We start from the raw sequence: 24,454 nt of genomic DNA on the forward strand, positions 1-24,454 counted from the left end.
ACCACCGAGTCACGCAACGGCGCGCGACAGGAGCCAAGAAGTCATGCAGACCAAGCTGGACGCAGCCAAGGCCGACCTGCTCAAGAAGGCAGCCACAGCCGCTGAGAACAGCCAGGTGGGGGGAGCGGCGCCGGGGGAAGGCCTGAGCAACGGCGCTCTGACCGCGTACCTGCACCACTACTACCTCCACACCGCGCCCGAGGACCTGGTCGACCGCGACCCGGTCGACGTCTACGGCGCGGCGGCCTCCCACTACCGGCTGGGCCTCAAGCGCCCGCAGGGCACCGCCGAGGTGCGGGTGTACACCCCCTCGGTCGAGGAGAACGGCTGGTCCTGCGGCCACACCGTGGTCGAGGTCGTCACCGACGACATGCCCTTCCTGGTCGACTCCGTCACCAACGAGCTGTCCCGCCAGGACCGCGCCATCCACGTCGTGATCCACCCCCAGCTGGTCGTCCGCCGTGACATCACCGGCAAGCTGCTGGAGATCCTGGACGTCGACGCCTGCTCCCGCAGCCAGGCCGCCGGCACCGAGTGGCCCGCCGACGCGACCGTCGAGTCGTGGATGCACATCGAGATCGACCGCGAGACCGACCGCGACGACCTGCGCGCGATCGAGACCGACCTGCGCCGGGTGCTCGGCGACGTCCGTGAGGTCGTCGAGGACTGGAGCAAGATGCGCGAGAGCGCGCTGCGCCTGGCCGACGAGCTCGCCGAGGAGCCCCCGACCGGCCTGCCCGAGCAGGAGGTCGGCGAGGCCTGGGAGCTGATGCGCTGGCTCGCCGACGACCACTTCACCTTCCTCGGCTACCGCGAGTACGACCTGGTCGAGCACGAGGGCGAGGAGGTCCTGAAGGCCGTCGCCGGGACCGGCCTCGGCATCCTGCGCTCCGACCCGCGCGGCCACGACGACCACCACCACCCGGCCAGCGAGGCCTTCGGCCGCCTCTCGGCGCCGGTCCGCGCCAAGGCCCACGAGAAGAAGCTGCTCGTCCTCACCAAGGCCAACAGCCGCTCCACCGTGCACCGCCCGTCCTACCTGGACTACGTCGGCGTCAAGAAGTTCAACGCCGCCGGCGAGCCGATCGGCGAGCGCCGCTTCCTCGGCCTGTTCTCCTCCGCCGCCTACACCGAGTCGGTCACCCGCATCCCGGTCGTGCGCCGCAAGGTGCAGGAGGTGCTCGAAGGCTCCGGCTTCTCCAGCGAGAGCCACGACGGCCGCGACCTGCTGCAGATCATGGAGACCTTCCCGCGGGACGAGATGTTCCAGACCGCGGCCTCCGAGCTGATCTCCATCGCCACCAGCGTGCTGTACCTCCAGGAGCGCCGTAAGCTGCGGCTCTTCCTGCGCCAGGACGAGTACGGGCGCTACTTCTCCGCGTTCATCTACCTGCCGCGCGACCGCTACACCACCCGGATCCGGCTGCTGCTCACCGAGATCCTCAAGGAGGAGCTGAACGGCGCCACCATCGACTACACGGTGTACGCCACCGAGTCGGTGCTGACCCGTCTGCACTTCGTGGTCCGCGTCGCCCCCGGCACCGAACTGCCGCGGCTCACCGACTCCGACATCGAGCGGATCGAGAACCGCCTCGCCGAGGCCGCCCGGTTCTGGATGGACGGCTTCCACGACCAGCTGCACACCGAACTGGGCGAGGAGAAGGCCGCCGAGCTCGGCCACAAGTACGCCAACGCCTTCCCCGACGGCTACCGCGCCGACTTCCCGCCGCGCACCGCCGTCGCCGACATCAAGCAGATCGAGTCGCTGCACGGCGAGGGCGACTTCCGCCTCAACCTGTACCAGCCGGTCGGCGCGGGCGACGACGAGCGCCGCTTCAAGGTCTACCGGGTCGGCGGCCCGATCTCGCTCACCGAGGTCCTGCCGGTGCTCCAGCGCCTGGGCGTCGAGGTGCTGGACGAGCACCCGTACGCGCTGCGCCGCTCCGACGACACCACCGCGTGGGTGTACGACTTCGGCCTGAGGCTGCGCGAGGCCACCGAGCTCACCGACGAGGCCCGCGAGCGCTTCCAGGAGACCTTCGCCGCCACCTGGACCGGCAAGGCCGAGAACGACGGCTTCAACGAGCTGGTCCTCACCGCCGGGCTGACCTGGCGCCAGGCGACGGTGCTGCGCGCGTACGCCAAGTACCTGCGCCAGGCGGGCTCCACGTTCTCCCAGGACTACATGGAGGACGCGCTCCGCAACAACACCCACACCACCCGGCTGCTGGTCAACCTGTTCGAGGCCCGGCTGAGCCCCAGCCACCAGCAGGGCGCCGCCGAGCTGACCGAGGGCATCCTGGAGGAGCTGTCCGGCGCGCTCGACGAGGTCGTCTCGCTGGACGAGGACCGCATCCTGCGCTCCTTCCTGCACCTCATCACGGCCACCCTGCGGACCAACTTCTTCCAGCACGACGGCTCCGGTGACTGGCACTCCTACGTGTCGATGAAGTTCGACCCGAAGGCCATCCCGGACCTGCCGGCCCCGCGCCCCGCGTTCGAGATCTGGGTGTACTCGCCGCAGGTCGAGGGCGTGCACCTGCGCTTCGGCAAGGTCGCCCGCGGCGGTCTGCGCTGGTCCGACCGGCGCGAGGACTTCCGCACCGAGATCCTCGGTCTGGTCAAGGCGCAGATGGTCAAGAACACCGTCATCGTGCCGGTCGGCGCCAAGGGCGGCTTCGTCGCCAAGCAGCTGCCGGACCCGTCGGTCGACCGGGACGCCTGGCTGGCCGAGGGCATCTCCTCGTACAAGACGTTCATCTCCGCGCTGCTCGACATCACCGACAACCTGGTCGCCGGCGAGGTCGTCCACCCGGCCGACGTCGTCCGCCACGACGAGGACGACACCTACCTCGTCGTCGCCGCCGACAAGGGCACCGCGACCTTCTCCGACATCGCCAACGGCGTCGCCGAGTCCTACGGCTTCTGGCTGGGCGACGCGTTCGCCTCCGGCGGTTCGGCCGGCTACGACCACAAGGGCATGGGCATCACGGCCCGCGGCGCCTGGGAGTCGGTCAAGCGCAACTTCCGCGAGCTCGGCGTCGACACCCAGACCGAGGACTTCAAGGTCATCGGCATCGGCGACATGTCCGGCGACGTCTTCGGCAACGGCATGCTGCTCAGCGAGCACATCCGCCTGGTCGCCGCCTTCGACCACCGCCACATCTTCCTCGACCCGAACCCGGACGCCGCCGCCTCCTACGCCGAGCGGCGCCGGCTCTTCGAACTGCCCCGCAGCTCCTGGGACGACTACGACAAGTCGCTGATCTCGGCCGGCGGCGGCGTCTTCCCGCGCACCGCCAAGTCGATCCAGCTCAGCACGCAGGTCCGGGCCGCCCTCGGCGTCCAGGACACCCGGCTCACCCCGGCCGAGCTGATGAAGGCGATCCTCCAGGCGCCGGTCGACCTGTTCTGGAACGGCGGCATCGGCACCTACGTCAAGGCCTCCACCGAGACCAACGCCGAGGTCGGCGACAAGGCCAACGACGCCATCCGCGTCAACGGCGACCAGGTCCGGGCCCGCGTCATCGGCGAGGGCGGCAACCTCGGCTGCACCCAGCTCGGCCGCATCGAGTACGCCGCGGTCGGCGGCCCCGAGAGCACCGGCGGCTGGATCAACACCGACGCCATCGACAACTCGGCCGGTGTGGACACCTCGGACCACGAGGTCAACATCAAGATCCTGCTCAACCAGGTCGTCTCCGACGGCGACATGACGGTCAAGCAGCGCAACGTCCTGCTGGCCGAGATGACCGACGAGGTCGGCCACCTGGTGCTGCGCAACAACTACGCGCAGAACGTGGTGCTGGCCAACGCCGTCGCCCAGGCGCACAGCATGGTCAACGTCCACTCCCGGATGATCAACCGGCTGGAGTCGGCCGGCCAGCTCGACCGGGGCCTGGAGTTCCTGCCCACCGAGCGCCAGATCCGCGAGCGCCAGCAGAACGGCCGCGGCCTCTCGCAGCCCGAGATGTCCGTCCTGCTCGCGTACACCAAGATCACGCTGGCCGAGGAGCTGCTCGCCACCGCGCTGCCCGACGACCCGTACTTCCGCACCGCGCTGCACGACTACTTCCCGAGCGCGCTGCGGGCCCGGTTCGCCGACGCGATCGACAACCACGCGCTGCGCCGCGAGATCATCACCACCCTGATCGTCAACGACACGATCAACCGCGGCGGCTGCACCTTCGCCTTCCGGCTGAAGGAGGAGACCGGCGCGACCTACGAGGAGATCGCCCGGACCCACACCGCCGCCAGGGCCGTGTTCGACCTGGAGGACATCTGGGCCGAGATCGAGGGCCTGGACAACGAGGTCACGGCCCGGGTCCAGACCAAGATGCGGCTGCACTCGCGGCGCCTGGTCGAGCGTGCCACCCGGTGGATGCTCAACAACCGCCGCCAGCCGCTCGACATCGCCGGCACCATCGAGTTCTTCCACGACCGGGTCGACCAGGTCTGGGGCTCGCTGCCCAAGCCGCTGCGCGGCGACGACCTGGTCTGGTTCGAGGCCGTCTACAACGAGCTCGCCTCGGCCGGGGTGCCGGAGGAACTGGCCACCCGGATCGCCGGCCTCTCCTCGACCTTCCCGACCCTGGACATCAGCGAGGTCGCGGACCGCTCCGACAAGGACGTCGCCGAGGTCGCCGAGCTCTACTACGACCTCGCCGACCGCCTCCAGATCACCCACCTGCTCGACCGCATCATCGAGCTGCCCCGCACCGACCGCTGGTCGTCGATGGCCCGGGCCGCGATCCGCGAGGACCTCTTCGCGGCGCACGCGGCGCTGACCGCCGACATCCTCGCCTGCGGCCCCGAGGGCGCCACCCCGGAGGAGCGCTACAGCGCCTGGGCGGACCTCAACGCCACCCTGCTGAACCGCGCCAAGAGCACCCTCGACGACATAAGGGGTTCGGACAACTACGAGCTGTCCAGCCTCTCGGTCGCGATGCGGGTCATCCGCACCCTCCTGCGCACGGGCTCCATGCGCTGACGGCCGGCGGTACAGCCAGGCGGCGGGCCCGCGTCCACGGACGCGGGCCCGCCGCTTTTCGCGACCGGCCGACGGGCGGCGGATTCCGGATGGTGACGGAGTCGTCACGCTGCGCACGAGCCGGGGCGTGGTCGGGATATGTCCTTGCGATTAACGTCGCGCTACGAAGTCCGCCAAGTCCCACCGGAGTTCCCGGCCGGTCGCGGAACTTCGCCCCAACTGCCCTTTTTGGTAGCTGTTCTGACCTACCAGGAGTTGCAGTAGGCTGACTCCGCGATAGGCGTCGCCGCAGGTCCCGTGCCGGAAAGCACCGCGATGTGATGTGACATCAGGTGTCTTTCGGAGGGGTTCAGGCCGCCAGTCCCATTCGCGCCTTGGGGCCCGGACCGGCTCCACGCGGTGCCACCTGAAGAGAGTTTCATGACGTCATTTGTGCAGGAACCCTTTTTCTGGGTCTTCATCGTGGTGATGCTCGTAGCCGTCGGAGCGGCCCTCCAGGCCCGCAGGACGAACCTCGCCCTGCGGCGGCGAAACGTTTCCCTGGAGGAGGCCGGCGCCCTGGCGCAGCGGCAGCGCGACGAGTTCGCCGTGCTGCACGACCACCTGCGGAGCCAGCACGCGTCCGAGCTGACGGACGTCCGCCGCGACGCCGAGGAGGACACCAAGGCCGTCCTCAAGGCGGCGATGCGGACGCTGCAGGGCTTGGCCGACGAGCAGCAGGTCGTCATCGACAAGGTGCAGCGGAAGTACGGCGACAGCCCGCAGATCCTGGCCGACCTGATGACGATCGACCACACGAACAGCCAGTTCGGCCGGCGTGCCCAGGGCATCGCGGTGCTCTGCGGCGGCTGGCTGGGCCGCCGTGAGAGCGTCGCCTCGGTCTACGACGTGGTCCGCAGCGCCCAGGGCCGGATCCGGCACTTCGACCGGGTGCGGATCCACTCCCAGGTCAGCGTCGCGCTCGTCAGCAAGGTCGTCGAGCCGGTCGCCGTCGTGCTGTCCGAGCTGCTCGCCAACGCGACCAACTACTCCGCCCCGGACACCCCGGTGGAGGTCAGCGTCCAGGCCGTCCCCACCGGCGTCTGCCTGATCGTCGACGACGCCGGCCTCGGCATGGGCCAGGAGGAGAAGGACCGCGCGGCGGTGCTCCTGAACCCGGGCGCGCCGATCGGCCTCACCAGCCTGGGCAACCCCCCGAAGTTCGGCTTCGCCGTCTCCGGCATGCTGGCCGCCCGCTACGGCTTCCGGGTCTCCGTCGACTCGGTCTCCCCGTACGGGGGCGTGCGGGCCGTGGTGCTGCTGCCGGCCGAGCTGCTCAGCAGCGAGGTCGCGGCCCCGGCCACCGCCGTGCACGGCGAGCACCAGGCCGCGCACGGTGACCACCAGGGCGCGCGCGGCGACTACCAGGCCCCGCCGGCGGAGCAGCCCGCGCCGGCCTGGGCGCAGGCCCCCGGTCAGCGGCTCGTGTCGCTGCCCGAACCGGCGGCGCCCCTGGCCCCGGTGCCGCCGGCGGCGGTGACGGAACCGGAGATGACCGCGGACGGACAGCTGCCCCGCCGCCGCCGCCACCGCCCGGTGTCGGTCCTCCCCTCCCCGCAGGACCCCGGCCGGGCCGAGACGCCGGTGCGGAGCCCCGGCCAGAACACGCCGTCCCGCCTCGGCGCGTTCCAGCGCGGCACGCTGTCCGGGCGTAACACCACGAACACGGAAGGAACCGAGATCCAGTGAGCCGCGATCTTTCCTGGGTGCTCAACGACGTACTCCAGGTACCCGGCGCCCGGCACGCCATCCTCGTCTCCGCCGACGGCCTCCTGCTCGAACGGTCCAGCGAGATAGGCCGTGACGAGGCGGAGACCAACGCCGCCGCGATGAGCTCGATGCAGTCGCTGAGCCGCGCGGTCGCCCCGTTCGTCGGCGGAGACGGCGCAGGCGCCGGGGTCTGGCGCCAGACCCTGCTGGAGTACGACCACGGCTGGATCTTCCTGATCGCGGCCGGCAGCGGCGCGTACCTGGCCGCCTCCACCGCCCCCGACGTCGACATGGAGGCGATGTCCTTCCGGATGCAGCAGCAGGTGGGCGCGCTCGGACGGGCGATGTCGGCGGCGCCGCGCCAGAGCACGCTCAGCGGCTCATGACGGCCGGCGGCGAGGAACAGCGGGTCACCGGCGGCTTCATCCGCTCCTACGTGATCACCGGTGGGCGCGAGTTACCGAGTGCGGAAGCCCTGTCTCTGATCACCTTGGTCACCGTCGCGCCCGAGCAGGACCTCCCTGCCCTGCCGAGCCCGGAGACCCGGGCGATCTGGGAGCTGTGCTCCGGCGGCTACCTCTCGGTGGCCGAGGTCGCGGCCCGGCTGGAGCTGCCGGTGGGGGTCGTGAGGCTGCTGCTGACGGACCTGATCCATGAGGGACGGTTGCTGTGCCGGTCGGCCCCGCCCCCGGCCCAGGCCCCGGATCCGAGACTTCTAGAGAAGGTACTGCATGGACTTCAACGCCGGTTCGCCTGAGGACATCTACGTCCCGGGCGCGGTGACGACCGCGGTCAAGATCCTGGTCGTGGGGCACTTCGCGGTCGGCAAGACCACGCTCATCGGGGCCTTGTCGGAGATCGCCCCGCTGAGCACCGAGGAGAGCATGACGCAGGCGTCCATCCGCGTCGACGACCTCCGCGGCGTACCGGACAAGAAGACCACGACCGTCGCCCTGGACTTCGGCCGGCTGACACTCGGCGACGACCTGGTGCTGTACCTGTTCGGCACGCCGGGGCAGCAACGGTTCATGCAGCTCTGGGAGGACATGGCGCGGGGCGCGCTGGGGGCGCTGCTGCTGGCCGACCCGACCCGCCTCGCGGACACCTTCCCCGTCATCGACCTGATCGAGCAGTACGGCCTGGAGTACGCCGTGGCGGTCAACAGCTTCGACCGGCAGGACGAGTACACCGAGGACCAGCTGCGCGAGGCGCTCGACCTGCTGCCGCACACACCGGTGGTGTTCTGCGACGCGCGGGACCAGCGTTCCTCGGCCAACGCCCTGCTGACGCTCGTCCGGCACCTGCTCGACCGCGCCTCCTGACCTCGACCGCGGCTCCTGACCTCCCCCGCGACTCCTGACCTCCCCCACGCCTCCCTCCCCTCACGCCTCCCGGGTCCGCACCCGCCCGGGGCCACCTCCAAGGAACGACCCATGGAATCTCCGCAGCGACCCGCCCCGCAGTCGCCTCCGCAGGGCTGCCCGATGCACGTCGGCGTGAGCACACCGCTCTACGGGGAGATGTTCTCGTCCGACCCCGGCGCGGTCTACGACAAGCTGCGCGCCAACGGTCCCGCCGCGCCGGTGGAGTTGGCCCCGGGGGTCGAGGCCACCCTGGTCACCTCGCACGAGGCCGCTCTGCGGGTGCTGCAGAACCCGGGGATGTTCGCCCGGGACTCGCGGCGCTGGGCGGCGCTCAACGAAGGACGGGTGCCGCTGGACAGCCCCGTCCTGCCGATGATGTTCTACCGGCCCAACTGCCTCTTCACGGACGGTGCCGAGCACCTGCGGCTGCGCAAGGCCGTCACCGAGAGCCTGGGCCGGCTCAACGACAACCGGCTCAACCGGCACGTCGAACGGATAGCCGGCTACCTGATCGACCAGTTCAGTCCGCTGGGCCGGGCCGACCTGCTCAACGACTACGCCAAGCTGCTGCCGCTGCTGCTGTTCAACCAGCTGTTCGGCTGCCCGGCCGACATCGGCGACCGGCTGACCCGCAGCATGTCCGCGCTCTTCGACGGCCTCGACGTGATCCAGGCCAACGAGGAGCTGACCGCCTGCCTGATGGACCTGGTCGCGCTGAAGCGCCGCCAGCCCGGCGACGACATCACCTCGTGGCTCATCCAGCACCCGGCCGGCCTGCGGGACGAGGAGCTCAAGGACCAGCTGGTCATGCTGATGGGCGCCGGCGTCGAGCCCGAGCGCAACCTGATCGGCAACGCGCTGCTCCTGCTGCTGTCCGGCGAGGGCCGCTCCGGACTGCGCATCGAGGACGCCCTCGACGACGTGCTGTGGAACAACCCGCCGATCGCCAACTACGCCACGCACTACCCGATGCAGGACCTCGACGTGGGCGGGGTCCCGATGGACGCGGGCAGCCCGGTGGTGATCAGCTTCGCCGCCGCCAACAGCGACCCCGCGCTGACGGACGCCCGGCTGACCCTCAGCAAGGGGGCCCACCTGGCCTGGGGCGCCGGCCCGCACGCGTGCCCGGCCAAGTCCCCGGCCCAGCTGATCGCCCTGAGCGCGATCGAGTGCCTGCTCAACGCCCTCCCGGACGTCACGCTCGCGGTGCCCGCGGAGAGCGTGGAGTGGCGGCCGGGCCCGTTCCAGCGCGGCCTGGTCTCGCTGCCGGTGCGGTTCAGCCCGGCGCCCGCCCGCACCACGCGGCCGGCCGCGGGTGCGGACACCGCGCCGGGCGGATCACCGGTCGGCCCCGAGGCGACGCAGGCGTACCCGCAGGCCACCGCCCCCGCGCCGGGCCGGGCCGGGCAGAAGAAGGGGTGGTGGAGCTCCTTCCTGGACGTCTTCCGGGTCTGACACACCCCGGGCTCCGATCCGACGCGCCGTCGGAAGCCGTTCCGCCACCGCGGCGTGAACGGAGTCCGACGGCGGTGCGGGTACGTGACGGGGGCAACACGGATCGACGCTTGAGCGCGCTGTTGCTGGGTAGATCGCCGCCGTACTGCCCGCCCGCGCGTAAGGAGCCCCGTGTGACCGCCACGTTGGAAGCCCGCCCCGCAGACCCGGAGCGCCCGGACGGAAGGGTGGTCGACCGCCGCGCCGCCGTGCCGCTCCTGCGCAGGCTGCGGTCGGCCGAGGGACTCGCCGACCCGAGCCCGGTCTACGACGGGCTGCGGGCGCTGGGAGACCTCGTCCCGGCGCCCTGGGGCGGCTACCTGGTCACCGGGTACGACGCGTGCGACCAGGTCCTGCGCGGCAGGACCTGGCTCGTCCCCGATTTCGCCTGGCAGGAACGGCAGACCGGGACGGAGCGCTGGGAGGCCGTCGCCACCCAGGAGATGAGCCGGACGCTCTCCCGGCTCAACGCCCCCGAGCACACCCGGCAGCGGCGCAGCCTCGGAAACCTCTTCAACCACGCCACCCTGCGGGACATGCAGCCGGAGATCGAGGCCGACGTCACCGGGCTGCTCGACCGCCTGGCCGAGCGAATACGGGCGGACGGCGAGGCGGACCTCTCGTCCCTGGTCAGCGAGCAGCTGCCGATCGGCACCGTCGGGCGCTGGCTGGACATCGCCCCGGCGGACTACCCGCACATCCTGACGATGACCCACAACCAGGTGCACGCCCAGGAACTCCTGCCCACCAAGAGCCAGCTGGCGGTTTCGGAGCAGGCCACCATGGACCTGCGCGAGTACTTCACCCGCCTCGTCCGGGAGCGCCGCGACAACGACGGCGACGACGTGATCGCCGGCTGGATCCGCACCTGGGACGCGCTGGAGTCCGACCGCGAGGCCACCGACCGGATGGTCTACCAGCTCACCATGTTCGTCACCATCGCCTCGCTGGAGACCACGGCGACGCTGCTCTCCTCGCTGGTGTGGTCGCTGCTGCGGTCGCCCGGCCGGTGGGAGTGGCTGCGGGAGCGGCCGGAGCACATCGACGCCGCGATCGACGAGGCGCTGCGCTACGACCCGCCGATCCGCGTCAACAGCCGCGTCGCGGGCGAGGACACCGAGCTGGCCGGGGTGTTCCTGCCCAAGGACACCATGGTCCACGTGATGTACGGCGCGGCGAACCGCGATCCGCGCCGCAACCCGGACCCGCACGCTTTCGACGTGCTCCGCCGGGGCACCCACCTCACCTTCGGCGGCGGCGCCCACTACTGCCTCGGCGCGGGCCTGGCCAGGCTGGAGGCACGTGCCCTGCTCGGCCAGCTGCTGCGGCGCTTCCCGACCCTGCGGGCGGTGAGCCCGCCCGAGTACGCACCCCGGATGGTCTTCCACCGGGTGACGTCCCTGAGAGTGGCCGCATGAACGTGTCCCCGCAGGTTCCCCAGGTTCCCCAGGTTCCGCAGTACCCGCCGTACGCGGCGCAGCCGTCGTACCTCCCGTACCCGTACCCGTACCCCGAGCCCGTCGCGTCGCCCGCCCCGGAGCCGGTCCCCGCGCCCGCGGTGGCCCGTACGGTCCGTACCGAGCGCCAGGGCCCCGTGCTCCACATCGAGCTGGACAGCCCGGCGACCGGGAACGCCGTCACCTCGGCCATGCTGGACGAACTCCTCGCCGTGCTGGCCGTACCCGACCCGGCCGTGCGCGTGATCGTGCTGTCCGGGGCCGGCCGGGACTTCTGCCTCGGCGGCGACCGGGACGAACTCTTCGCGGGTCTGGACCAGGACCCGACCGGCGGCGGCATACGGAACTACGGGGAGAAGGCCCGCAGGGTCTGCGATGCCCTCACCAACAGCTCCGCCGTGACCGTCGCGCGGGTCCAGGGCCGGGCCACCGGTGCCGGCTTCGCCCTGGCGCTCGCCTGCGACCTGCGGGTCGGCGCCGACAACGCCGTCTTCCGGCTGCCCGAGCTGGCCCTGGGCCTGCCCGTCGCCTGGGGAGGCCTGCTGCCCCGGCTGCTCCACGAGGTCGGCGCGGCCAGGGTCCGCGAGATCATCCTCACCAGCCGCCCGGTCGGCGCGGTGGAGGCGCGGGAGCTCGCCATCCTGCAACGCGTCGTCCCCGAGCAGGACCTGGACGGGGCGGTGGCCGAGTGGGTCAGGCCCGTCACCCGCCGCCCCGAGGCCGCACTGAGGGTCACCAAGACGCTGCTCGCCTCCCACGCGGCGGCCACCCGGCTGGCCGACGCCTCCGTGCTCGACGCCGAGTTGATGGCCTCGGTCCTCGCCGCCGCCCACTACACCCGCGGCCTCGCCGTGCAGCCCCCGGCCCACTGACCGGCAGCTGCCGTCCGCCGCCTACGGAAGACGGCGGACGGCGGGGTGGCCAGTCGTCGGCCGTTCACGGCGACGGCCCTTCCGCTGGTGTGGAAACCGATTGTGGATCATGCCCGCATATTCGCTACCGTGTGTGATCGACACAGGGGAGGGGATCACCGTGGGGATGACGCGCAGCGCGCGCACGGCGGGGGCCGTACTGACGGTGGCTCTGGTCGTGGCCGGAGCGGCGGCCTGCGAGGGCGGCAAGGACGCGGGGCGGAAGACCGGCGCGACCTCGGCGGCCAGCACGCCGCCGCAGCCGTTCGGCACCGGCGGCTACCGCGGACTGCGGCTGTCGATGACCAAGGACGAGGCGCTCGCCTCCGGAGCCCTGGAGCCGTCGCCGGTCTCGCTGCTCAACGGCTGCACCGACTACGCGTACAAGGGCGGCCCGGCGCCGGACCCGGTTCGGATGGCGGCCGAGACGGAGGCCCGCGCGAAGTCCGACAAGGCGATTGCCAGGATCGACGAGATGCGGGCGAACCGGAAGCCGTTCGAGACCCTGGCGCCCGGGGCCTCGCCGGAGGAGATGGTGAAGCACAGCGAGCGCCTCCAGGAGCGGCTGAAGCAGGAGGCCGCCGAACGGCAGGAGTCCGACGCGCTGTTCAAGGAGGCGGACGTCATCGTGACCGCCCGTAAGAACCGGGACCAGGCCTTCCTGGCCACCGGCCGGGTCAACTTCGGCACCGAGGGCCTGCGCCAGTTGGTCGCCCCGGCGGACGCCCGCACCGCCGAGGGAGTCGGCGCCGGTTCGGCGGAGGACGAGCTCGAGCGAGCCTACGAGGGCAAGGCCCTCAAGCCGACCGAGGACGGCAAGTACGAACTCCCGGCCGAGGGCGGCAACGGCGGCCCGGACTGGTTCTACGAGTTCACCATGGCCGAGGGCAAGGTCGCCGGCCTCGCCCTGGTCAAGCACAACACGTACTGCTCCTGAGAAACCGCCTGTAGACCGTGGTCGCACTCTCGATGCGGCGACCATCGAATGATCAAGTGAAGGTTGTGGCATGAGGAAGAACCGAGCCTTGGTCCGCGCAGTGGGCGTGGGCATCTCGGTGGCACTGCTGGTCGCCGGTGCGGCGGCCTGTACGTCCGATGACAAGAACGACGAGAAGGACACCGCGAAGGCTCCGGCCACGACCGGGGCGCCCGCGGCGACGCCCGCGCCCGCGTCCACGTCGAAGGGCCCGGAGGCCTTCGCGGCGGCCGGGTACCGGGGGTTGAAGCCGGGGATGGCCAAGGACGCCGGGCTGGCCACCGGCGCTCTGGAGGGCGTGCCGGTCTCGCTGCTCGACGGCTGCACGGACTTCGTCTACAAGGGCGGCCCGGCGCCGGACCAGGCCCGGATGACCGCCGAGGCGGCCACCGAGGCCCGCTACAAGGACCTGAACGCCAAGGCCGACGCGGCCTCGGGCAAGGCGCCCGCCCCGGGGGGCACCCTGCCGCCGAACGCCTCCGCCAAGGACGCGGCCGCCGCCGCCGCGGGCTCCGCCGCCGGGGCCAAGGGCTTGGCCGACGCCGCCAAGGCGATCGCGGACGCGACGATGGCCCTGGTCGACCTGCGGTTCGCCCAGGAGGCCAAGGACAAGGCGTACCTGGCCACCGGCCGGGTCTCCTTCGCGGCGACGGGCCTGCGCGAACTGGTTGCCCCGGCCGAGGCGAAGACGGCCGAGGGCCTCGGGGCCGGCTCCACCGTGGAGGCGCTCCAGCAGGCGTACGGCGCCAAGGGCCTCCAGCTCGCCAAGGGCGGCAAGTACGTGATGCCGGTCGAGGGGCAGCAGGGCTGGCAGTACGAGTTCACCGTGGACGGCGACAAGGTCGCCGGGATGGCCGTGGTGAACCGCGAGATCAAGTGCGCCTGACCGCCTGACGGTTGGATGAAGGGCCGCCCGTGGTGATCAGCCGTCGAACGCCACCACGGGAAGCCCGGGCCGTCCGCGCAGGGCCGCACGGGCCCGGGTGACGCCGCCGGGGGGGCGACGGTGCTCCGCGTCGACGGCGACGGCCCTGCCGCCGAGGCCCGCACGGGCGCGGCAGAACCCCGGGCGGGGCACCGGGTCGTGGCAGCGCCCGCATTCGGCGTACGAGGCCGGTCGGGCGGGCCCGCGTCCTCGGATGTGGGCCCGCCGGCTCCCGGGTGTCTCGGGGAGGTCCGTACGCGCACCGCCCCTGCCGCGATGGTGATCGCGGCAGGGGCGGTGGAGGTCGTTCTGCCCGGTCAGTGGGCGGCCGCGCGTTGGAGGGCGCTGGCGAGGAGGGCGAGGTCGGTGGGGCCGTTGCCGAGTTCGCGGACCGGGCGGCGGGCGGGTGGGGCGCCGAGTTGGAGCGGGTCGATCGCGACGACGGTGGGGCGCAGGGTGGCGGTGCGCGGGATGCGGCCGCTGATCCGGGCGGTCTGGAAGGCGGTGACGCCGCCGTCCGGCAGGCGCAGGTAGCCGCGGCCGGGGGTGTCCTCGGGCAGGGCGGCCGCGTCGCCGAGGTGGATCAGCAGGTCGGAGTCGGCCGGGTCCTCGGTGCGCAGCGCGATGCGGAGCAGGGCGGCCTCGTCGACCTCGGTGCCGGCGCTCTCCTCCGGGTGGCCGGTGGTGACCGCGAGGTGGACGCCGAGCGGGCCGCCGTGGCGGGCGACGGCGGCGAGGGCGCGGGCGAGCGGGCGGCCGGCCGGGGAGGTGGGGGAGAGCAGGGCGTCGTAGTCGTCCACGACGACGACCAGGCGGGCGGGGCAGGGGACGGCGGCGGGGGAGGTGACCGGCCGGGCGCCGTCGCCGCTGCGCGGGTGGATGATCTTCGGGGTGGCGGCGGAGGCCGCGCCGACGACGGCGGGCACCGGGACGGCCGGGTGTCCGACGAGGCTCTGTCCGGCCAGGCCCTGCCCGTCCAGGCTCTGTGCGTCCAGGCTCTGTCCGTCCAGGATGCGGGCGGCGTGCCAGGAGGCGAAGTCCAGTCCGTCGAACAGCCGCTCGCGCAGGGCGAGTTCGTCCTCCAGGGCCTCCGCGGCGAGCAGCGCGGCCCGCGGGTCGTCGGCGGCGTTCACCAGACCGGTGACGTGCGGCAGTTCGGTGCAGCCGTCCAGGCCGTCCTCGGTGGACCGGCCCTCGATGAGGGTGACGGTGAGGCGCTCGGGGCGTTCGGAGACGGCGAGCGAGGCGACCAGGGTGCGCAGCAGCTCGGTCTTGCCGGAGCCGCGGGCGCCGCCGATGAGCAGGTGCGGGCCGCCCGGGTCGGGGGAGGGGAGGGCGAGTTCGGGGTCGGCCAGGTCGAGCGTGCAGAGCTCGTCCCGGGTGGTGCCGAGCAGCGCGGTGGCGGCTCCGATGCCGCCGGCGTGCGCCGCCCAGCGGGCGGACAGCTTGGCCGGGGTGACGGTGTCGAGCTGGAGCAGGTCGAGCAGCCGCAGCGCGTCGGGCAGCGGGCCGCGGGCGGCCGGGGCGGCCTCGCGCAGCGGGGCGAGCACGCGGGCGAGCCGTTCGGCCCAGGCGTCGGAGACGGCGTCCAGGGAGACCTCGTGCAAGGTCTCCCGGCCGCGGGCGACGGGGCGGTCGAGGGAGAGCTGGGTGCCGACCTCGCCGGTGATCAGGGCGGTGGCGCCGAGGCCGCGGGGGAGCAGTTCGGGCTGCTCGGCGAGGCAGACCGGGAAGATGCCGACGGCCGGGCCCTGGCGCAGCAGCAGGTCGACGGCCTGCCGGGCGGTCTCGGTGGTCGGGCGGCCGTCCACCACGACGACGGTGGCGGGGTGGCCGCCGAGGCCGGCCGGGCCGCTGAGCCGGGCGGTGAGTTCGGTCAGCCGGGCGGTGGCCTGTTCGTCGTCGAGGCCGAGCAGCAGGCGGCAGTCCTGGCCGTCGGCGGGGCGCAGGTGGGGCAGCCAGAGGGCCCAGGCCCAGGTGTCCGCGCGTTCTTCGGGGGTGCGGGCCTGGTCGGCGTCGACGACGACCAGGCTCAGGCCGGTCGGCGGGTGCAGGGCGGCGAGCTGGGCGACGACGGCGCGGGTGAGCGCGTCCAGGCGTTCGCGCGGGCCGCTGAGGCCGAGGCTGCCGGCGGTCTGCAGGTCGAGGGTGACGGGGACGGCGGGCAGCATGGTGCCGGGCGCGGTGCCGGGGCCGCCGGGGCGGTCGGCGGTGCCCAGGCGCAGGGTGAGCGCGTCGGGGTGGCCGGGGCCGCGCTCCCAGAGCCGGGGGCCGGGGCCGACGGCGTTGAGCAGCAGGGTGGCGAGATCCGGCCATCGTTCGCGCTGGGCGGCGGCCTGGCGCAGCCGTACGGCGGTGTGGTGGCGTTCGGCGCTCTCCTGGCCGGGCGGTTCGGCGGTGCGGCCGAGCCGCAGCGAGAGCAGGCCGCGGCCGCGGCCGGGGGCGGGTTCGGGGGCCGCTGGCGGTTCGGCCACCGGCGGGGTGGGGCGGACCGGGCCGGGGGCGGCGAGCTGGAGGTGGCCGTGGCCGTCGGGCAGGGCGGCGCGGCCGGTGCCGTCGGCCGGGTCGGGGGCGGCCACGTGCAGGGTGGATTCGCCGATGCGCAGCAGGGCGCCGGCTTCCAGCGGGACGGCTTCCTCGGGGGCTCCGGGCGGGACGAGCCGACCGTCCAGGGTGGTGCCGTTGGTGGAGCCGAGGTCGCGGACGGTGATCCTGCCGTCGTCGGCGAGGTGCAGGGCCAGGTGCAGCCGGGAGACGTCGGGGTCGTCGAGCGGGACGTCGGCTTCGCCGGAGCGGCCGATCCGGATCTCCCGGCCGTGCAGCCGGTGCACTCCGCCGGCGTCCGGGCCGCCGACCACGCGCAGTTCGGCGGCGGCGGGGGTGTCGTCGGGGTCGTCGGCGGTCGGGTCGGCCTCGTTGAGGCTGAGGACGGCCCCGTCGAGGAGCGGGGGGTGGCCGAGCAGCGTGTGCTCGTCGACCCGGTGCGCCCCGGCGTACAGGTGCACGTGGGTGGCGGCCCGGGGCCCGCGCACGCCGACGGCGCCCGCGAGGGCGCCCGCGAGGGAGCCGAGCGCGGTGCCGACGGGTGCGGTGACCAGCACGTCCACGTAGGGGATGGCGGAGCCGGCGGCGGTCGGGCCGCTGCGCGGTCGGAGGACGGTCAGCCGGATCTGCATCTCGCCCGCGGGTCCCTTCTGCTGGTGTGGAGCCTGGTACCGCTGCCCGGTGTCGTCGCGGGCGCGCGGGGCGGCCGCGGCGACCCTTTGGGCCACACGAGTGGCGAGTGTCCATCCTGCCATCCGTCACGGACAGTCCGCGCACCGTACCGGATTTGACGATCTTGCGATCATCGCCATGGTGGAGGCGACGGAGGGTCAGGTCAACCGGTGCGGCGGGGGCCCTGTCGGCGGGCCCGCCGAACCGGTCCGGGAACTCCCCTAGGGGATGTCCCCCAACCCCTCCGGGATGGCCTGCCGGTCGCCCCAAAAACCTGAACGGACACCGTTAGAGTGGCCGCAGACACGGGCCCGGCAGGCTCACCGCACCGGCGGAGGAGCGCCCCGCGCGGGCGGCACGACGAGGAGTGCGACAGGTGCGGCCAGTCGGCAGCAAGTATCTGCTTGAGGAGACCCTCGGACGGGGTGCCACCGGGACGGTCTGGCGCGGCCGGGTGCGCCCCGACGTCCAGGTGCCCGGCAGCGAGCCCGGGCAGCTGGTGGCGATCAAGGTGCTGCGCGAGGAACTGGCGGCCGACCCGGACGTCGTGATGCGCTTCCTGCGCGAGCGCTCGCTGCTGCTGCGACTGACCCATCCGAACATCGTCCGGGTCCGCGACCTGGTGGTCGAGGGCGAGCTGCTGGCCCTGGTGATGGACCTGATCGACGGCCCCGACCTGGCCCGCTACCTGCGTTCCAACGGCCCGTTCAGCCCGATCGCCGGCGCCCTGCTGATGGCCCAGGTCGCGGACGCGCTGGCGGCCAGCCACGAGGACGGGATCGTCCACCGCGACCTCAAGCCGGCCAACGTGCTGCTCGCCTCCACGGTGCTGGACGGCACCGAGCAGATGCACCCGATGCTGACCGACTTCGGCATCGCCCGCCTCGCCGACTCCCCGGGCATCACCCGCACCCACGAGTTCGTCGGCACCCCCGCCTACATCGCGCCGGAGTCCGCCGAGGGCCGCCCGCAGACTTCCGCGGTGGACGTCTACGGCGCCGGGATCATGCTGTACGAGCTGGTCACCGGCCGCCAGCCGTTCCAGGGCGACAGCGCGATCGCGCTCCTCCACGCCCACCTGGCGCAGGAGCCGCAGCGGCCCAGCACCATGCCCGAGCCGCTGTGGACGGTGATCGAGCGCTGCCTGCGCAAGGACCCGGCGCAGCGGCCGTCCGCGACCTCGCTGGCCGGCGCGCTGCGGGTGGTGGCGGCCGGCGTCGGGGTGCACGCCTCCCCGGCGGCGGTGGACGAGGCGCTCGCGGTCGGCTCGCTGCTGCTGCCGGACCCGCGCCCGACCTCCGTCCCGAGCGCAGGCGCGGGCGTCCCCGGCCTGTCGCCGGCGGCTCCGGCCGCCCCGCCGGCCCCGCAATACGACCCGGCCGCGCAGTACGACCCGGCTGCGGCGACCCGGGTGATGGGCACCCAGCCGCCGCCCGCCCCGCCGTTCGGGGCCCCGGACCGCACCCAGGTGATGCCGCCCACCGTCGTGCCGCCGCTCCCGCCGGGCGCTCCGGGCACTCCGGGCGCTCCGGGGGAGGAGACGCCGCACCCGTGGCAGACGCAGCTACGGGCGGCCCGGGACCGCAACCAGCAGACCCAGGTCGGCTACTTCGGCCCGGAGGACTTCGAGGACCCGCAGGTCGCCCCGCGGCCCTTCCAGGCCGGGCCGGGCGGCCGCCCGGGCTACCAGCAACCGCAGCCGCCGGCCGGCTACCACCCCGACCAGCGGCGCCAGGGCCCGCCGCCGCCCGGGTACGCCCAGCGGCCGCCGGTGGCCCCGCCGCCGTACCAGGGCGGTCAGGGCGGCCAGGGCTACCAGGCCGGGCAGACCGGTCACGGCGGCCAGCCGCAGCCCGGGCCCGGTGGACGTCCGCAGCCGCCCGGCGGCTACCGGCCGGCTCCGGCCGCGTACGGGCAGTCGCAGGGCGGCTACCCGCCGCCGCCCCCGCCCACCCCGGTCCCGCGCCGGGCCGAGCCGCCGCAGCACCGCGAGCCGCCGCAGCACCGCGAGCCCCCGCAGCGTCGGGAGGAGCCGCGCGAGCAGGACCGCCGCGAGCCCGCCCCGCCGCGCGAGCGGCGCCCGCGCAGCCGCAACCGGATGTACATCCCCGGGCTCGGCTGCCTCAAGGGGTGCCTGATGGTGCTGGTGGTGCTGGTGGTGGCCGGGGTGGCGCTGTGGAACTTCACGTCGCTGCCGCACTACTGGGACAACGTCCAGGGCTGGTTCAACACCGTGCGCGACTGGGCGGACGCCCTGTTCGGCAGCTCGAAGAACTGACGCCGGGCCAGGCCCCGCCGCGCGGGGCCGCCCGGTCCAGGACCGGGCCCGCGCGGCGGGATTGACGCTTTGTCGACAATTCATAAGATTTCTCGCCCGAGACTGCCCGCCCAGGGCCCTCGGGCGGCCCGCGCGGGGCGCCGGGGCGCGTAGGTTGGTCGCTGTTGTCCCGCCCCATCGAGCGCACCGGACCCCCGGGCGCGCTCCCGCGCCGCCCACGGAGCAGCATTGGCACGCAAGATCGGCAGCCGGTACACCGTCCACCAGGTGATCGGCCGGGGTTCGGCCGGGACGGTCTGGCTCGGTGAGGGGCCCGACGGCCCGGTGGCGGTCAAGCTGCTGCGCGAGGACCTGGCCGCCGACCAGGTGCTGGTCGGCCGCTTCGTCCAGGAGCGCGCCGCGCTGACCAGCCTCGACCACCCCCGGGTGGTCGGCGTGCGCGACATGGTCGTGGACGGCAGCGACCTCGCCCTGGTGATGGAGCTGGTCCAGGGCACCGACCTGCGCTCCCGGCTGGAGCGCGACGGCGCGCTCCCGCCGCAGACCGCCGCCTCGGTCATCGCGGACGTCGCCGACGGCCTGGCCGCCGCGCACGCCGCCGGCATCGTCCACCGCGACGTCAAGCCGGAGAACGTCCTGCTCGACCTCGCCGCCGCCCCGGGCCCCGGCGGCGCCCCGCGCGCCAAGCTCACCGACTTCGGCGTGGCCCGCCTGGTCGACGCCCCGCGCCGCACCCGGGCCACCCGGATCATCGGCACCCCCGACTACCTCGCCCCGGAGATCATCGAGGGCCTGGAGCCGCGCGCCGCCGTCGACATCTACGCCCTCGCCACCGTGCTGTACGAGCTGCTGGCCGGGTTCACCCCGTTCGGCGGCGGCCACACCGGCGCGGTGCTGCGCCGGCACGTCACCGAGCAGGTGCCGCCGATCCCGGGCCTGCCGGACGGGCTGTGGCGGATCATCTCCGAGTGCCTGGCCAAGGCCCCGGCCTCCCGGCTGCGGGCCGCCGAGCTGGCCGCCCGGCTGCGCGAGCAGCTGCCCTCGCTGGCCGGCCTGCCGGTGCTGGCCGTCCCCTCCCAGGGCCGTGCCCCGGCGGAGGAGGCGCTGACCCCCGGTGAGGCCGTGTACGCCGAGGTGGACGCCGGCCCGGGCATCCACAAGCGCCGCCGGGGCCCGGCCGTCCCGCTGGTGCCCGGCGTCGCCCCCGACTCCACCCGGGACACCCACACCAGCCTGCGCCGCCCCTCCGCGGACGAGCTGGCCGCGTACGCCGCGGAGTCCCGCGCCCAGCGCACCGCCCCGGGCACCGGGCACCGCCGGGACCGGCAGGCGCTGCTGCGCCGCCGCCGGCTGCTGGCCGTCCTGCTGGCCACCGTCCTGCTGCTGGCGGGCGCCGCCGCGGCCTGGACGGCCTTCGCGGCCACCGCCCCGGACGCCGGCCACCCGGCCCGCCCGACGGTGTCCGGCACGGCCCCGCGGGCGCCGTAGAGGGCCGTCGGGCGGGTACCGCGAGAGCCAGAGGACCCCGGTGTCGTCATGACCACCCCCGGAACCATTACCCTGGGGGCGTGGCAGCCGTCGATCCTTCCGAAGAGCTCAAGAACCTCGAATCGACCATGGGGTCGATCGAGGCCGTCCTCGACCTGGACAAGATCCGGGCCGACATCGCTGTCCTGGAGGAGGCGGCAGGCGCCCCCAACCTGTGGGACGACATCGCGAACGCGCAGAAGGTGACCAGCCGGCTCTCCTTCCTCCAGGGTGAACTGCGCAAGGTCGAGGGCCTGCGCAGCCGTATCGACGACCTGGGCGTGCTGTTCGAGCTGGCCGAGGCCGAGGACGACGCGGACACCCGGGTCGAGGCCGAGTCCGAGCTCGTCTCCCTCCAGAAGGCGGTCGAGGAGCTGGAGGTCCGCACCCTCCTGTCCGGCGAGTACGACGCCCGCGAGGCGCTGATCAACATCCGTGCCGAGGCCGGTGGCGTCGACGCCGCCGACTTCGCCGAGCAGCTGATGCGCATGTACCTGCGCTGGGCCGAGCGGCACGGGTACCCCACCGAGGTGTACGACACCTCGTACGCCGAAGAGGCCGGCATCAAGTCCGCGACCTTCACGGTCAAGGCGCCGTACGCCTACGGCACCCTGTCGGTCGAGCAGGGCACCCACCGCCTGGTCCGCATCTCGCCCTTCGACAACCAGGGCCGCCGGCAGACCTCCTTCGCCGGTGTCGAGGTGCTCCCGGTCGTCGAGCAGTCCGACCACGTCGACATCGACGAGGGCGACCTGCGGATCGACGTCTACCGCGCCTCCGGTCCCGGCGGCCAGGGCGTCAACACCACCGACTCGGCGGTGCGCATCACGCACCTCCCGACCGGTGTCGTGGTCTCCTGCCAGAACGAGCGCTCGCAGATCCAGAACAAGGCGTCCGCGATGAACGTCCTCCAGGCGAAGCTGCTGGAGCGGCGCCGCCAGGAGGAGCGGGCGGCGATGGACGCGCTCAAGGACAGCGGCAGCTCCTGGGGCAACCAGATGCGCTCCTACGTGCTGCACCCGTACCAGATGGTCAAGGACGTCCGGACCGAGTACGAGGTCGGCAACCCGCAGGGCGTGCTGGACGGCGACATCGACGGCTTCATCGAGGCCGGCATCCGCTGGCGCAAGCAGCGCGAGACCGCCGCGCAGTAGGCGCCGACGGACGAAACAGGGCCCCCGACCGCAGTGGTCGGGGGCCCTTTCGTGTGCCTCGGTGGGTTCAGGCCAGTGCCTGCCGGGCGATCAGCGCCACCGCGAGCAGACCGGCCAGCAGGGCCAGCAGCATCGCGGGGGAGAGCGCCGCGAACGGACCCTGCTGCTCCTGCAGCCGGGCCCGGTTGGCGCGGCAGACCGCGCAGCGCCCGTCACTCACGCGGCCGTTGCAGTTGGCGCACACCAGATGGTCGCAGGTCATGCGATCTCCTCCTCGCTGCTACAGCCAACGCACCGGACGGGGCTTTGGTTCCTCTTCTTGCCCTGTGCGGGGGAGCGCCCGAACACGGGGACGCCACCTCCACTCTGCCAGGTTCTGACCGTTCCGGCTCCCGGGCTGTGAGATGCCTCCCAATTTTCGGGGCATAACCAGACATTCTCCCCCAGATTCCGACGGCTGTCCTGGGCGGGCCCTGCACGCCGACCGCCGATTCGCGTATGGTCCCAGACCGGGAGCGGCCCTTTCCGCTCCCGCCACCCGCCCCAGGGCCGGGCGCCCGGGGTGGATCGACCGAGGACTGGCGCCGCCTAGGATGGCCTCCGTGATGCAGCCGTGATCAGATTCGACAACGTCTCCAAGACCTATCCCAAGCAGAACCGTCCCGCCCTGGACAACGTCTCGCTGGAGATCGAGAAGGGTGAGTTCGTCTTCCTGGTCGGCTCGTCCGGCTCGGGCAAGTCCACCTTCCTGCGCCTGTGCCTGCGCGAGGAGCGCCCCTCCACGGGCGAGGTGCACGTGCTGGGCAAGGACCTCGGCAAGCTGTCCAACTGGAAGGTGCCGCACATGCGCCGCCAGCTGGGCACCGTCTTCCAGGACTTCCGCCTGCTGCCCAACAAGACGGTCGCGCAGAACGTCGCCTTCGCCCTCGAAGTGATCGGCAAGCCCAAGAGCGCCATCAACAAGGTGGTGCCCGAGGTGCTGGAGCTGGTCGGTCTCGGCGGCAAGGAGGACCGCATGCCGGGCGAGCTCTCCGGCGGTGAGCAGCAGCGCGTGGCGATCGCCCGCGCGTTCGTGAACCGTCCGATGCTGCTGATCGCGGACGAGCCCACCGGCAACCTCGACCCGCAGAACTCGGTCGGCATCATGAAGCTGCTCGACCGCATCAACCGCACCGGCACCACGGTGCTGATGGCCACCCACGACCAGGCCATCGTCGACCAGATGCGCAAGCGCGTCATCGAGCTCGACAAGGGGCTGCTCGTCCGCGACCAGGCCCGCGGCGTCTACGGATACCAGCACTGACCGACCGGCGCAGCCGGCGCTGAACCCGTAGGGCCGTCCGCCCGCGTCGCCAGACCAGCAGTACCGACCCTGGAGTTGTTACCCGCATGCGTGCCCAGTTCGTCCTGTCGGAGATCGGTGTGGGTCTCCGCCGCAACCTGACGATGACCATCGCGGTCGTGGTCAGTGTCGCGCTCTCCCTCGCCCTGGCCGGTTCCTCGCTCCTGGTCCGTGACCAGGTGAACTCCATGAAGGGGTACTGGTACGACAAGGTCGAGGTGAGCATCTACTTCTGCACCAAGTCGGACGCGCGCAACTCGCCGCAGTGCGACAAGGGTGCGGCCACCGACCAGCAGGTGCAGGACATCAAGGCCCAGCTGGACAAGATGGACTCGGTGGTCCAGTCGTCGACCTTCGAGAGCTCCGCCGAGGCGTACAAGCACTGGAAGGAGATGAACCCGGACAACCCGCTCATCTCCGTCCTGGGCCCGGACGCGATGCCGCAGTCCTGGCGGGTCAAGCTGAACGACCCGACCAAGTACGACGTCATCCAGAGCGCCTTCGCCGGCAAACCCGGCGTCAAGTCGGTGGAGGACCAGCGGAAGATCCTGGAGAACCTGTTCGGCCTGCTCAACGGCCTCCAGACGGCGGCCTTCGTGATCATGGTGCTGATGCTGTTCGTCGCCCTGCTGCTGATCGTCAACACCGTCCGGGTGTCGGCGTACAGCAGGCGGCGCGAAACCGGCATCATGCGCCTGGTCGGTGCCTCGAACTTCTACGTCCAGATGCCGTTCATCGCCGAGGCCGCGTTCTCCGCGCTGCTCGGCGCGGCCATGGCCTCCGGGCTGCTGGTCGGCGGGCACTTCTTCGTCCAGAACTGGCTGGCCGACCGGGTGCAGTTCATCCACTTCATCGGCCTCGGCTCGGTGCTCGCGGTGATACCGCTGCTGATCGTGGTCGGTATGGGCATGGCCGGCGTGGCGGCGTTCTTCACCCTGCGCAAGTACCTCAAGGTCTGACCATCCCCGGCCCCGGCGGCCCCGGCGGGCCCGCCGCGGGCCCCCCCCGAGGGCCCCCCCGGGGGGGCCCACCCCGCCCCCCGCGGGGCGAACAACCCCGGCCCACGGGGGA

Annotated in this window: 17 protein-coding genes; 15 read left to right on the forward strand and 2 right to left on the reverse strand. The window is 72.9% G+C overall.

Going from position 1 to position 24,454, the window contains the following annotated elements; genetic code table 11:
- Positions 1–43 precede the first annotated feature (43 nt).
- From AB0O82_RS31665 to AB0O82_RS31710, 10 genes are all read left to right on the forward strand, one after another.
- Entirely contained in the window at positions 44–4,990 is a 4,947-nt protein-coding gene (locus tag AB0O82_RS31665; RefSeq protein ID WP_363587348.1) for an NAD-glutamate dehydrogenase, read from the forward strand.
- Between the two features lie 420 nt (positions 4,991–5,410).
- Complete coding sequence (locus AB0O82_RS31670; RefSeq protein WP_363587350.1) at positions 5,411–6,718, forward strand: ATP-binding protein; 1,308 nt, start codon at positions 5,411–5,413, stop codon at positions 6,716–6,718.
- On the forward strand, positions 6,715–7,125 hold the full coding sequence (locus tag AB0O82_RS31675; RefSeq protein ID WP_350881088.1) for a roadblock/LC7 domain-containing protein: 411 nt from the start codon (positions 6,715–6,717) through the stop codon (positions 7,123–7,125). Before AB0O82_RS31670 ends, AB0O82_RS31675 begins: the two co-directional genes overlap by 4 nt.
- Complete coding sequence (locus tag AB0O82_RS31680; protein ID WP_350881090.1) at positions 7,122–7,496, forward strand: DUF742 domain-containing protein; 375 nt, start codon at positions 7,122–7,124, stop codon at positions 7,494–7,496. Before AB0O82_RS31675 ends, AB0O82_RS31680 begins: the two co-directional genes overlap by 4 nt.
- Positions 7,471–8,061: an ATP/GTP-binding protein gene (locus tag AB0O82_RS31685; protein ID WP_350881092.1), complete on the forward strand. Its 591-nt coding sequence runs from the start codon at positions 7,471–7,473 to the stop codon at positions 8,059–8,061. The genes AB0O82_RS31680 and AB0O82_RS31685 overlap by 26 nt, the downstream gene beginning before the upstream one ends.
- Positions 8,062–8,172: 111 nt before the next feature.
- Positions 8,173–9,558 (forward strand): cytochrome P450, encoded by a 1,386-nt coding sequence (locus AB0O82_RS31690; RefSeq protein WP_363587352.1) that lies wholly within the window; start codon positions 8,173–8,175, stop codon positions 9,556–9,558.
- A 266-nt stretch (positions 9,559–9,824) separates the two neighbouring features.
- The gene (locus AB0O82_RS31695) at positions 9,825–11,015 is read left to right on the forward strand and encodes a cytochrome P450 (RefSeq protein ID WP_363587376.1); all 1,191 of its coding nucleotides are present in this window, start codon (positions 9,825–9,827) and stop codon (positions 11,013–11,015) included.
- Positions 11,012–11,926: an enoyl-CoA hydratase/isomerase family protein gene (locus AB0O82_RS31700; RefSeq protein ID WP_363587354.1), complete on the forward strand. Its 915-nt coding sequence runs from the start codon at positions 11,012–11,014 to the stop codon at positions 11,924–11,926. The genes AB0O82_RS31695 and AB0O82_RS31700 overlap by 4 nt, the downstream gene beginning before the upstream one ends.
- A 166-nt stretch (positions 11,927–12,092) precedes the next feature.
- Entirely contained in the window at positions 12,093–12,902 is an 810-nt protein-coding gene (locus AB0O82_RS31705) for a hypothetical protein (protein WP_363587356.1), read from the forward strand.
- Positions 12,903–12,972: 70 nt separating this feature from the next.
- The gene (locus tag AB0O82_RS31710) at positions 12,973–13,827 is read left to right on the forward strand and encodes a hypothetical protein (RefSeq protein WP_363587358.1); all 855 of its coding nucleotides are present in this window, start codon (positions 12,973–12,975) and stop codon (positions 13,825–13,827) included.
- Positions 13,828–14,183: 356 nt separating this feature from the next.
- Here AB0O82_RS31710 and AB0O82_RS31715 read toward each other — a convergent pair whose 3' ends face one another.
- Positions 14,184–17,138, reverse strand: coding sequence for an FtsK/SpoIIIE domain-containing protein (locus tag AB0O82_RS31715; RefSeq protein ID WP_363587360.1), 2,955 nt, complete (start codon positions 17,136–17,138; stop codon positions 14,184–14,186).
- Positions 17,139–17,458: 320 nt separating this feature from the next.
- Here AB0O82_RS31715 and AB0O82_RS31720 point away from each other — a divergent pair, with 320 nt between their 5' ends.
- The 3 genes from AB0O82_RS31720 (at position 17,459) to prfB (ending at position 22,041) form a co-directional block, all read left to right on the forward strand.
- Entirely contained in the window at positions 17,459–19,360 is a 1,902-nt protein-coding gene (locus AB0O82_RS31720) for a protein kinase (RefSeq protein WP_363587362.1), read from the forward strand.
- Positions 19,361–19,588: 228 nt separating this feature from the next.
- On the forward strand, positions 19,589–20,848 hold the full coding sequence (locus AB0O82_RS31725; RefSeq protein WP_363587364.1) for a serine/threonine-protein kinase: 1,260 nt from the start codon (positions 19,589–19,591) through the stop codon (positions 20,846–20,848).
- 80 nt (positions 20,849–20,928) lie between these two features.
- The gene (gene prfB / locus AB0O82_RS31730) at positions 20,929–22,041 is read left to right on the forward strand and encodes a peptide chain release factor 2 (protein WP_363587366.1); all 1,113 of its coding nucleotides are present in this window, start codon (positions 20,929–20,931) and stop codon (positions 22,039–22,041) included.
- A 67-nt stretch (positions 22,042–22,108) separates the two neighbouring features.
- On the opposite strand, the gene AB0O82_RS31735 is transcribed toward prfB, so the two are convergent.
- Positions 22,109–22,303: a hypothetical protein gene (locus AB0O82_RS31735; RefSeq protein WP_363370334.1), complete on the reverse strand. Its 195-nt coding sequence runs from the start codon at positions 22,301–22,303 to the stop codon at positions 22,109–22,111.
- Positions 22,304–22,654: 351 nt separating this feature from the next.
- Between AB0O82_RS31735 and ftsE the strand changes: the two genes are divergently transcribed.
- Both ftsE and ftsX read left to right on the forward strand, forming a co-directional pair.
- Positions 22,655–23,344, forward strand: coding sequence for a cell division ATP-binding protein FtsE (ftsE, locus tag AB0O82_RS31740; protein ID WP_063349173.1), 690 nt, complete (start codon positions 22,655–22,657; stop codon positions 23,342–23,344).
- A gap of 86 nt (positions 23,345–23,430) precedes the next feature.
- Positions 23,431–24,342, forward strand: a complete 912-nt coding sequence (gene ftsX, locus AB0O82_RS31745) for a permease-like cell division protein FtsX (RefSeq protein WP_350881111.1) — start codon at positions 23,431–23,433, stop codon at positions 24,340–24,342.
- Positions 24,343–24,454 lie beyond the last annotated feature (112 nt).

It is taken from the genome of Kitasatospora sp. NPDC088264, from assembly GCF_040685715.1.
Taxonomy (GTDB): domain Bacteria; phylum Actinomycetota; class Actinomycetes; order Streptomycetales; family Streptomycetaceae; genus Kitasatospora.

Bases quoted from the DNA above. Each gene is read 5' to 3' on its own strand.
- AB0O82_RS31665 (WP_363587348.1), top strand. From the start codon at position 44: ATGCAGACCAAGCTGGACGCAGCCAAGGCCGACCTGCTCAAGAAGGCA.
- AB0O82_RS31670 (WP_363587350.1), top strand. From the start codon at position 5,411: ATGACGTCATTTGTGCAGGAACCCTTTTTCTGGGTCTTCATCGTGGTG.
- AB0O82_RS31680 (WP_350881090.1), top strand. From the start codon at position 7,122: ATGACGGCCGGCGGCGAGGAACAGCGGGTCACCGGCGGCTTCATCCGC.
- AB0O82_RS31685 (WP_350881092.1), top strand. From the start codon at position 7,471: ATGGACTTCAACGCCGGTTCGCCTGAGGACATCTACGTCCCGGGCGCG.
- AB0O82_RS31690 (WP_363587352.1), top strand. From the start codon at position 8,173: ATGGAATCTCCGCAGCGACCCGCCCCGCAGTCGCCTCCGCAGGGCTGC.
- AB0O82_RS31700 (WP_363587354.1), top strand. From the start codon at position 11,012: ATGAACGTGTCCCCGCAGGTTCCCCAGGTTCCCCAGGTTCCGCAGTAC.
- AB0O82_RS31705 (WP_363587356.1), top strand. From the start codon at position 12,093: ATGACGCGCAGCGCGCGCACGGCGGGGGCCGTACTGACGGTGGCTCTG.
- AB0O82_RS31710 (WP_363587358.1), top strand. From the start codon at position 12,973: ATGAGGAAGAACCGAGCCTTGGTCCGCGCAGTGGGCGTGGGCATCTCG.
- AB0O82_RS31735 (WP_363370334.1), bottom strand. From the start codon at position 22,303: ATGACCTGCGACCATCTGGTGTGCGCCAACTGCAACGGCCGCGTGAGT.
- ftsX (WP_350881111.1), top strand. From the start codon at position 23,431: ATGCGTGCCCAGTTCGTCCTGTCGGAGATCGGTGTGGGTCTCCGCCGC.